Source organism: Streptomyces sp. MUM 203J, assembly GCF_022414595.1.
Taxonomy (GTDB): Bacteria; Actinomycetota; Actinomycetes; order Streptomycetales; family Streptomycetaceae; genus Streptomyces.
On the sequence record NZ_JADWYO010000042.1, the window covers coordinates 41917 to 51883 of the forward strand.

Here is a 9967-nt window from a genome sequence, read left to right on the forward strand (position 1 = left end):
TCAGTTCGCGTCGAGCAGCTTCAGCTCGGGGTGCGCGGTGCCGCCCTGTCGCCCGCCATCGCCCTTGTCCGAGGCGCTACGCGCCACCCCTCCGCCCTCGACGGCGGTGGACGACATGTGCGACACCACACGATCGTCGGCCGGGTCGTCGGCCGGGTCGTCATGGACGACGAGGTGCTCGTACGTCGTGGCGCGCTGTGCGGGCACCCGGCCGGCCTTGCGGATGAGGTCGATCAGCTCCAGCCGGTTGGAGCGGTGCCTGGCCCCGGCGGACGAGACGACGTTCTCCTCCAGCATGACGGAGCCCAGGTCGTCGGCGCCGTAGTGCAGGGAGAGCTGGCCGACCTCCTTGCCCGTGGTGAGCCAGGAGCCCTGGATGTGGGCGACGTTGTCGAGGAACAGCCGCGCGATGGCGATCATGCGCAGGTACTCGAAGAGGGTCGCCTGGGTGCGGCCCTTCAGGTGGTTGTTCTCGGGCTGGTACGTGTACGGGATGAAGGCGCGGAAGCCGCCCGTCCGGTCCTGCACGTCGCGGATCATGCGGAGGTGCTCGATCCGCTCGGCGTTGGTCTCACCGGTGCCCATGAGCATGGTGGAGGTGGACTCGACACCCAGCCCGTGGGCGATCTCCATGATCTCCAGCCATCGCTCCCCGGACTCCTTGAGCGGCGCGATGGCCTTGCGGGGCCGCTCGGGCAGCAGTTCGGCACCGGCTCCGGCGAAGGAGTCGAGCCCGGCGGCGTGGATGCGGGTGATCGCCTCCTCGACGGAGACCCCCGAGATCCGCGCCATGTGCTCGACCTCGCTGGCGCCGAGGGAGTGGATGACGAGCTGCGGGAACTCCTTCTTGATGGCGGAGAAGTGCTTCTCGTAGTACTCCACGCCGTAGTCGGGGTGGTGGCCGCCCTGGAACATGATCTGCGTGCCGCCGAGTTCGACGGTCTCGGCGCAGCGCCGCAGGATGTCGTCCAGGTCCCGCGTCCAGCCCTTCGCGGTGTCCTTGGGCGCGGCGTAGAAGGCGCAGAACCGGCACGCGGTGACGCACACGTTGGTGTAGTTGATGTTGCGCTCGATGATGTACGTCGCGATGTGCTCGGTACCGGCGTAGCGGCGGCGCCGCACCGCGTCGGCGGCGGCGCCGAGCGCGTGCAGGGGCGCGGACCGGTACAGGTCGAGCGCTTCCTCGGGCGTGATCCGCCCACCGTCGGCGGCGCGGTCGAGAACGGACTGGAGATCGGCCTTCTCGGTCACCGGGTGCGTACCTTTCGGCGGGTCTGTACAGGGACGGCCCAGCCTACGCCAGGGGCTGCGGCGGCTCCTGACCGTGGGGTGCCTTCTCCGGCTCACCACGCGACGAGCGCCCACCGGCGAGGACCACCGGGACGGCTGCGCCCCGGCGGTCACCGGTCCGGGCTGGACCCGCGCGGGCTGACGCGGCGGGGGCGGGCGCCTCCCGCGCGGCCCCGCCTCCCGTCACGTTGCGCCGACGACGGGTGTACCGCCGGCCGCGCGGCCGGTCCTCGGGAGCACCGCCGTTCTCGTCGTTTCAGTCCTGGTCCCGGCGGTCCAGGACGGCGCGGGGGCTGCCCGCCGCCTTGTCGTCGGAGGTGTAGTGAAGCTTGCCGTCCTTGAGGCGCAGGGTGACGGTGTGGGTGCCCCCGGTGCAGGGGCCGCCGCTCTTCTCGCCGGGGGAGCTCTCGGTCACGAGGGTGTCGTCGGTGGCGCTGCGCAGGGCGAGGACGTCCTGACAGATGTGGCGGCCCAGTTGGTCCCACTGGTCGACCGTGCCGATGCGCTCCTTGAGCTTCCCGTCCTTGACGACGACCTCGAAGGTGCCGCCGGAGAACTCGCCGAGGACCGGGTGCTCGACCGTGACCGCACCCTTCCACGTGCCGACGAACGCCTGCGGCACCGCGGATGCGGTGGTGCCGTCCGCCACCGGGGCGGAGGCGCTGGTGCTCGCCGTGGTGCCGGGCGCCTCCCCCGCCACGTCCCGGTGCTCCCCGCTGCCCGGCAGCAGGTCGAAGAGCACGGCCGCGCCCACCGTGGCGGCGGCCACCGCGCCCGCCACCGCGAGGGCGAGCGTGCAGCTGACCCGACGGCCGCCCCTGGGGCCGGCGGGCTCGCTGGCGGCGGAGACGGAGACGGACACCGGGGCGCGGGGCGGCGGCACCGCGTCCATGGTCGGCAGCTGCGCGACGGGCGGGCCGAAGCCGCCGGAGGCGGTCGGGCTCCGTTCCGCCCCGGGTGCGACGGCCGGGCTGCTGAAGGGCACGGGACCGGACGCGGGCCCCGGGCCGGGCGCGGGCGAGGCCGCAGGCTCATCCCCCGCAACCGGACTCGCCGCCTCCAGGTCCAGCAGCCGGACCACCGCCCGGCTGACGTCCTCGACGACGCCCGGCGGCAGCCACCCGCCCGCCGCCGACGCCGCCGCCCCGCCCGGCGCGAGCGCCCGCGCCAGTTCCCCGGGGGCGGGCCTGGCCTCCGGGTCCTTGGCCAGGCACGCGGCCACCAGCTCCCGCAGCTCCCCGGCCAGCTCCGGCGCCAGGTCGGGCTCTTCGTGGACGACCTTGTACAGCAGCGCCGCCGACGAGTCCCCTGAGAAGGGTTCCCGGCCGGTCGCCGCGAAGGCCAGGACCGCGCCCAGCGAGAAGACGTCGGTCGCCCCGCCGATCCCGGCCCCGCCCGCCTTGCCGAGGATCTGCTCGGGCGACATGTAGCCGGGTGAGCCGACCGACACCCCCGTGGAGGTGAGCGACGCGGTGCCGTCCGTGGCCCGCGCGATGCCGAAGTCGATGAGCCGCGGCCCGTCCAGCGCGAGCAGCACGTTGGACGGCTTGACGTCCCGGTGGACGAGCCCGAGGCCGTGCACGGCGGCCAGTGCCTCCGCCAGACCCGCGCCGAGGACCCGTACCGACCGCTCCGGCAGGGGCCCGTGCGCGGCGACGGCCCGGGACAGCGGGGGCCCGGCCACGTACCCGGTCGCGACCCACGGGACGGGCGCCTCGGGGTCGGCGTCCAGCACGGGCGCGGTCCACTCGGCGCCGACCCGCCGGGCCGACGCCACCTCGCGCCGGAACCGCTCCCGGAACTCCTCGTCGAGCGCGAAGTGCGGATGGACGACCTTGACGGCGACGGTCCGCCCGCCCGCGCTGCGGGCGAGGTAGACCCGGCCCATGCCTCCCGCGCCCAGCCTGCCGAGCAGCCGGTAGGAGCCGATCGCCCGTGGTTCGTCCGCGTCCAACGGCTGCATGGCCACTGCTCCCCCGAATCCGTGCGCGTACCACCGCAGATACCGACAGCAGCGTAAGGGCCGCCAGAAGCGCGCCCCCGTCGATTCCCCCCGTCCCGGCGGCCAACCCGACCGGGCATTCCGTCATCTATCTGGCCGTAATCGACCACGCCCCCGCCCCAGGTCTCCCTCCAAGCCCCGGAGTACTCCCATGAAACGACCGCTGAAGGCACTCGTGGCCGCCGCCGCTCTCGGTTCGCTCGCGCTGGCCACGGGCTGTTCGGGCGAACCCGTCTCCTTCGACACCCCGCGCGCGCAGAACCAGTCGGCCGGCCCGGCCGGGGACGAGGGGAAGGCGGCGGCCGGTGCCCGGCCGCGGGAGGCCGCGGGCGGGGCCAGGACCCTCATGCCCACCGGCCCCAAGGCGGAGTTCACCGCCGCCAACACGGTCGACGACGGCACGAAGATCGCCGTGGCCACGCTCAAGGGCAGGAAGTCCGGCTTCACGGGCAAGGTGTGGGTGTGGGCGCCGCAGCAGTATTTCGACCCGCAGTACGCGAACAGCGGCTTCCCGGTGCTGATCGCGCTGCCCGGCGGCAACGGCTATCCGAAGAATTACTGGATGGGCACCGACCTGAAGCTGCAGAGCAGCATCAGCAAGTGGTCCAGGGAGGGCAAGAGCCTTCCGTTCATCGTCGTGATGCCGGTCCTCAACCCGGACGACAAGTACTACTACGACGGCAGCGACATCCCGGGGCAGCAGAAGATGGGCACCTGGATGACAGAGGACGTTCCCGATTTCGTCAGGGCGAATTTCCGTACGTTCGCGTCCCGCGACGGCTGGGCGTTCATGGGGTCGTCGTCGGGCGCCTTCGTCGGGCTGAAGTCCGTTCTCCAGCACCCGGACCGGTTCAAGGCGGTCATCGCGTCCGGCCCGGACACGGTGCCGGACTCCCCGCTGTGGTCGGGCCACGAGGCGGAAAGGCAGGCGAACAACCCGGAAAAGCTGGCCGAGGCCCTGTCGAAGCAGCCGGCCGGTCCGGCCAGGGACGTCTACCTCGCGTTCCAGATCGGTACGAACGAGTCCGGCCTCGGCAACCTCCGCTCCTTCATGAAGAAGTACGGCAAGGGACCGGTGAAGACCCGGCTGGAGGTCATCCGGGACGGCGACCACAACGCCAGGACGTATGTGAAGGGCATGGAGGACGGCTCGATCCAGTGGATCAGCGAGCACATGCAGGCCCCGGTCCCGTCGTCGTGAGCCGCGCCCTCAGGCCCCCCGGCCTCCGAGCAGCTCGACCCGCACATCCGCGGGAAACCCGGTCGTGGGCCCGATCCGGCGGGCGAACTCCCGCACACCCGCGAGCTGTTCGGCCCCGAACCGGAAGTCGAGGGTGGTGAAGTAGCGCTCCAGCAGGCCCGCGTCGAAGGTCTCCCAGCGCGCGGCCTGCTCGGCGACCTTGCCGACCTCCTCCAGCGACACGTCCCGGGACTCCAGAAACGCCCGGTGCACGTCCCGCACGACTCCGGGGGCGGCGGCCAGATAGTCCCTCCGCACCGCCCACACGGCGAACACGAACGGCAGCCCGGTCCACTCCTTCCACATCGAGCCCAGGTCGTGGACCTGGAGCCCGAGGCGGGGCGCGTCGTGCAGCGAGGCCCGCAGCGCGGCGTCCCCGATGAGCACCGCCGCGTCCGCCTCCTGCATCATCACCCCCAGGTCGGGCGGGCAGGTGTAGTAGTCGGGTGCGACTCCGTACCGCTCCGCGAGCAGCAGCCGCGCGAGCCGTACGGACGTGCGGGAGGTGGAGCCGAGCGCGACGCGGGCGCCGTCCAGCTCGGCCAGGGGCCGCTGGGAGACGATCACGCAGGACATGACAGGCCCGTCGCAGCCGACGGCGAGGTCGGGGAAGGCGACCAGCTCACCGGCGTGCCGGAGGTACTCGACCAGCGTGATCGGCCCGATGTCGAGCCCCCCGCCGACGAGCTGCTCGCTGAGCCGCTCGGGCGTGTCCTTGCTGAGGTCGAGATCCAGCAGGGTCCCGGTACGGGCGAGCCCCCAGTAGAGGGGCAGGCAGTTCAGGAACTGAATGTGACCGACGCGGGGCCGGGTCCGCCGAGAGCTGTGCACTGTGTCCACACTGGGAGGCTAGACCGGCCGGGATGTCCCCGTCCCACAGGGTGGCCGCCCCCGCGCGTTCCCTTACTCACCCCTCCCTCCGTTCAAACATCCGGGTGACGTCCTGAAGGGGTGATCTTTCCCTCTACCGCAGTCCGTACGCTGCGTGCTAGGCTCAACGCAAGTTGCAGTTTGGTTTCCCTTGCAGTACAGAGCCTGCGGAGCATGTGACCGCAGGCTTTTGTAGTTTTCAGACTTGTGTGCAGGTTCTGGAGCAGGGCGACCCTTTGGCCCAAGGAGGGCTTTATGGCTACCGGAACCGTCAAGTGGTTCAACGCTGAAAAGGGCTTCGGCTTCATCGCCCAGGACGGCGGCGGCCCGGATGTCTTCGTCCACTACTCCGCGATCAACGCGTCTGGCTTCCGCTCCCTGGAGGAGAACCAGGTCGTGAACTTCGACGTCACGCAGGGCCCGAAGGGCCCGCAGGCGGAGAACGTCACCCCCGCCTGACGTCTTTCTGACGTTCGACGGGCGACGATCGCCTTGACTTGAGCAGTACCAAGGAGCCCCGTTCCCGCGCATGCGGAAACGGGGCTCCTGCCTTGTCCCGGCCCGTCCGGCAGCACAGCCCCCGGCCCCGGGAAAGGGGGCGCGCCACGCTGCGGCCATCGGGCACAGCCGGGACGCCCCGGGGCACAGCTACCGCAGCGCCTCCACCAGCCCCGCGACCACCGGCACCGCCACCCCGTGCCGCCCGGCCGCCCGCACCACGGCCCCGCCGATCGCGTCCAGCTCCAGCGGCCGCCCGGCCTCGGCGTCCCGCTGCATGGACGACTTGGCGGCGGCCGGAAACGCCTCGTACCGGCCCATGATCGCCTCCACGTCGGTGGGCACCCCCGCAGCGGCACCGACGGCCGCGACCTCGCGCACCGCGGCCCGCAGCTCGTCCCGCCGCAGACTCCGCACCTCACCGATGGTGAGCCCGTACCGCGTGGTCAGCAGCGCGAACGGCGCCAGCAGCGCGAGCTTGGACCAGAGCGCGGCGCCCTCGTCGCCGGTGACCCGCGCCGTCACCCCGGCCGCGTCCAGCACTCCGGCCAGCCGCTCGAGCCGCCCCCGCAACGCGTCGGGCCCGGCCAGTTCGACATCGGTGAACGCCGTGCCGTGCTCGATCACCCCGGGTGCGACCCGGGTCGCCTCGACCCGGATGGCCCCGGCGGCGACCCGCCGGGAGCCGTACCGCTCCCGCAGGAACTCCAGGTGCTCGACCCCGTTCAGCAGGGGCACGACGAGGCTGCCGCCGCCGAGCACGTCCCCCGGTACCCGGCGCACCGCCTCCGCGAGGGAGGTCTCCTTCACGGCGACGATCACCAGGTCGACGCTCTCCTCCAGCCGCGTACCGGCCTCGACGGCGACCCGGAAGTCCCCGTGCTGCCCGCTCCGCACACGTATCCCCTGCTCACGCAGGGCACGCGCGGTGTCCTCGCCCGCCAGACACACGACCCGGTGCCCGGCCCGCGCCAGCAGTCCCGCCAGCAGCCCGCCGACCCCTCCGGGTCCCAGCACGGCGACGCTCAGGCGCTCGGTCTCCCCCACCACACACGCTCCCTGTGTTCCTCTGTGTTCCCCTACGGACACGTGTCGCGACGATAAACCGTGATGATCACGACCCACCGGGGATGTGCCGGACCTCACGCGGCAAGCCGTACGCTGGATCCATGACCGAGCGGAAACCTCCCGGTATCACCTTCGAGTCATGGGTCGACAAGCAGATCCGCGAGGCCACGGAACGCGGCGAGTTCAAGGGCCTCGCGGGTTTCGGCCGCCCACTGCCCGACGACTCGGCGCCGTACGACGAACTGTGGTGGATCAAGGACAAGATGCACCGCGAGGGCCTGTCCTCCCTCCCGCCCGCGCTGGCCCTGCGCAAGGAGGCGGAGGACACGCTGGCCCGGATCGCCCGGGCAGCCTCCGAGCCCCAGGTCCGCCGCCTCGTCGCGGAGATCAACGAGAAGATCGCCGCGACCCTGCGCCGCCCACCGCCGGGCCCGCCGCTGAACCTGAAGCCGTTCGACGCGGACGAGGTCGTACGGGACTGGCGCGCCCGCCACGAAGGCGGGGCCCGCGGATAGCGGCCCGCATGGCCCCGCCGGGCGCCGCGTCAGGCGAAGAAGCTCTTCGCCTCGGCCAGCGCCTGGTGGTCCGACTGGACCTGGCCGGGCGCGCTGCCGTTGCCGAGCAGCAGCCCGCCCCACCGCATGTCCATGTACGCGGCGGTGTGGCGCAGCGCACCGGCCAGCGGGTCGGCCACGGTCCGGTCCTCCTCGGCCAGCGCCGTGACACCCCACAGGGTCTTGCCGCCCATGCGGTCCTTGAACGCGAGCTCGGGCGCCTCCAGCCACGCCGACCAGTGGTCGAGGTACAGCTTCGCGGGGGTGGAGAGGCTGTACCAGTACAGCGGCGAGGCGATCACGACGTCCGTCGCACCCAGGGTGGCGTCCAGCAGCCGCCGCGCGTTGCCCGCGGGCTCGGGGAAGCGGCCGTCACCCGTGTGCCGCAGGTCCTCGAAGTCGGGCAGCGGCAAATCGGTGAGCCGCACCCACTCCCGCCTCGACCCCTCGGGCAACTGCTCGGCCGCCCGCCGTGCGAGCTGTTCGGTGTTGCCGTCCGTACGCGTGCTCCCCAGGACGAAGAGAAAGGTCCGCTCCGCAGCAGCAGTCATGCCGCACACTCCCCATTTGCAGGACGATCATCGACTTCGGTCGGTCGAAGATCCCAACTCCCCACCCTGCGCGTTCATTCCGTACATACGATCGACATGTGAACGCCTCAGCTCCAGGCCCCCGCCCGCCCCTGTCCCCGCGCGAACTCCAGGCGGCGGAGGCCGCGCTGGGTGTCACCTTCCCGTCGGCCTACCGCGAGCACCTCCTCCACGTCAGTGCGGGCGGCCATGGCCGGCGCGGGGGCGGCACCATGAAGCCGCTCCACCACGGCCCCGCAGGCTGGTGCTGGCAGGGCGACACGGACACGAACCTGGCCCTGCTCGCCACTCCGTTCCCACATCCGGACTCGTACCGCGCGCAGGACGAGGCGCTCACCGACCGCGAACCGGAGGAGTCGGACTTCCCGGACCCGGCCGCCTTCCAGGTGGCCTGGCAGGCGTGGGACGACGAGTGCGGCGAGCTGGAGGACCACAAGACGGCGGGCGCGGTCCACCTGGTGGAGCACGGCCACAACTTCCGCACCCTGTACGTGGTCACGGGCCCGTACCGGGACACGATGTGGTTCGACCGCCGCGTCACCAGCGACGACATCGTGCCGCTGCGCGGTCCCGACGGCCGCATCCCCACCTTCGCCCAGTGGTACGACTGGCCTGAGGGCTGGCACGGCTGGTAGCCGCCCGGCGGGGCACTGTCAGTGCCGGGGGCTACCGTCCGGCCCATGGAACTCCGCATCGAACGCCGGGAATTGCTGGAAGCCGTGACATGGGCGGCGCGGGCACTGCCCGCGAGGTCCCCGGTCCCCCTCCTCGGCGGTCTGCTGCTGGAGGCCGAGGGAGACAGGCTGCGGCTCTCGGGCCAGGACTACGAGGCCTCCGCCTGCGCCGAGGCGGAGGCGCGGACCCGGCGGCCCGGCCGGGCCCTGGTGATGGGCCGCAGGCTGCTGGACGTGTGCAAGGTGCTGCCGGACGGCCCGGTGGACTGCGCGGTCGAGGACGCGGCGCGACTGACGCTGAACGGCGGCGGGGCTCGGTTCGGCCTGTCGCTGCTGCCGCCGGAGGAGTACCCGGCGCCGCCCGCGCTGCCGGAGGCGCGGGGGCGGGTGGACGCGGAGACCTTCGCGGCGGCGGTGGGACAGGTGTCCCCGGCGGCGGGCCGGGACGACACGCTCCCGGCCCTGACCGGCATTCACCTCACCCTGACAGGCGAGACGATGACCCTCGCGGCCACGGACCGCTACCGGTACGCGCTCCGCACGATCCCCTGGCAGCCGCAGGCGCCCGCGGACACCCCCACGGAGGCCCTGGTCCCGTCCCGCCACCTCACGGAGATCTCCCGCGCCCTGTCCACCCGCCCAGGAGAGGTGAGCCTCGCCCTGGACAGCCACACGCTCGGCCTCTCGTCCGCCGCCCGCCACACCACGACCCGCCTCCTGGAGGGCCGCCTCCCCCGCCCCGACAAGCTCTTCGCCCTGGACGGCACCCATGCGACGGCGACCGTCGACCGGGCGGCCCTCACGGAGGCGGTCAAGCGCGTGGCGGTGGTCGCGGAACGGGACAGCCCGGTGGAGCTCGCCTTCACCGGCGGCACGGTCCGCCTCCAGGCCGGATACGAGAATGACCTGGCCTCCCAGCACGTCCCGTCCACCCTGGAGGGCGCCGAGTCCCTGACGGTGGGCTTCAACCCGGCGTACCTCCTGGACGCGCTGACCACCTTCACAGCCCCCACGGTCCGCCTCCACCTCCAGGGCCCGGGCCAACGCGCCCTCCTGACCACGGACTCCACGCACCGGCACCTCCTGATGTCGATGCGCCCGGCCCTGCTCTAGATGTATTGCCCTGTGAGGTTGGGAACGCGGCTGGCAGGTGGTTGGCCCTTCAGCGCGGTGTGTCCGCG

Annotated in this window: 10 protein-coding genes; 5 read left to right on the top strand and 5 right to left on the bottom strand. The window is 72.4% G+C overall.

The window, feature by feature from the left end; translation table 11 throughout:
• The gene (gene mqnC / locus I3F58_RS20375) at positions 1 to 1251 is read right to left on the bottom strand and encodes a cyclic dehypoxanthinyl futalosine synthase (RefSeq protein WP_240110088.1); all 1251 of its coding nucleotides are present in this window, start codon (positions 1249 to 1251) and stop codon (positions 1 to 3) included.
• 295 nt (positions 1252 to 1546) lie between these two features.
• Positions 1547 to 3253, bottom strand: a complete 1707-nt coding sequence (locus I3F58_RS20380; protein ID WP_240110089.1) for a protein kinase — start codon at positions 3251 to 3253, stop codon at positions 1547 to 1549.
• A gap of 190 nt (positions 3254 to 3443) precedes the next feature.
• On the opposite strand from I3F58_RS20380, the gene I3F58_RS20385 reads away from it, so the two are divergent.
• Complete coding sequence (locus tag I3F58_RS20385; protein WP_240110090.1) at positions 3444 to 4493, top strand: esterase family protein; 1050 nt, start codon at positions 3444 to 3446, stop codon at positions 4491 to 4493.
• A gap of 9 nt (positions 4494 to 4502) precedes the next feature.
• Here I3F58_RS20385 and I3F58_RS20390 read toward each other — a convergent pair whose 3' ends face one another.
• Positions 4503 to 5363 (bottom strand): menaquinone biosynthetic enzyme MqnA/MqnD family protein, encoded by an 861-nt coding sequence (locus tag I3F58_RS20390; protein WP_240110102.1) that lies wholly within the window; start codon positions 5361 to 5363, stop codon positions 4503 to 4505.
• Between the two features lie 294 nt (positions 5364 to 5657).
• On the opposite strand from I3F58_RS20390, the gene I3F58_RS20395 reads away from it, so the two are divergent.
• Positions 5658 to 5861, top strand: coding sequence for a cold-shock protein (locus I3F58_RS20395; protein WP_003967102.1), 204 nt, complete (start codon positions 5658 to 5660; stop codon positions 5859 to 5861).
• Between the two features lie 189 nt (positions 5862 to 6050).
• Here the strand turns inward: I3F58_RS20395 and I3F58_RS20400 are convergent, their stop codons facing one another.
• A complete protein-coding gene (locus I3F58_RS20400; protein WP_240110091.1) occupies positions 6051 to 6947 on the bottom strand; it encodes a ketopantoate reductase family protein in 897 nt (298 codons plus the stop codon).
• A 122-nt stretch (positions 6948 to 7069) separates the two neighbouring features.
• On the opposite strand from I3F58_RS20400, the gene I3F58_RS20405 reads away from it, so the two are divergent.
• Entirely contained in the window at positions 7070 to 7483 is a 414-nt protein-coding gene (locus tag I3F58_RS20405; protein ID WP_240110092.1) for a DUF1992 domain-containing protein, read from the top strand.
• A gap of 29 nt (positions 7484 to 7512) precedes the next feature.
• Here the strand turns inward: I3F58_RS20405 and I3F58_RS20410 are convergent, their stop codons facing one another.
• Entirely contained in the window at positions 7513 to 8073 is a 561-nt protein-coding gene (locus I3F58_RS20410) for a flavodoxin family protein (RefSeq protein WP_240110093.1), read from the bottom strand.
• 98 nt (positions 8074 to 8171) lie between these two features.
• Here I3F58_RS20410 and I3F58_RS20415 point away from each other — a divergent pair, with 98 nt between their 5' ends.
• On the top strand, positions 8172 to 8747 hold the full coding sequence (locus I3F58_RS20415) for an SMI1/KNR4 family protein (RefSeq protein ID WP_240110094.1): 576 nt from the start codon (positions 8172 to 8174) through the stop codon (positions 8745 to 8747).
• A gap of 45 nt (positions 8748 to 8792) precedes the next feature.
• Positions 8793 to 9899, top strand: coding sequence for a DNA polymerase III subunit beta (gene dnaN, locus I3F58_RS20420; protein WP_240110095.1), 1107 nt, complete (start codon positions 8793 to 8795; stop codon positions 9897 to 9899).
• The last annotated feature ends 68 nt before the right edge of the window (positions 9900 to 9967 follow it).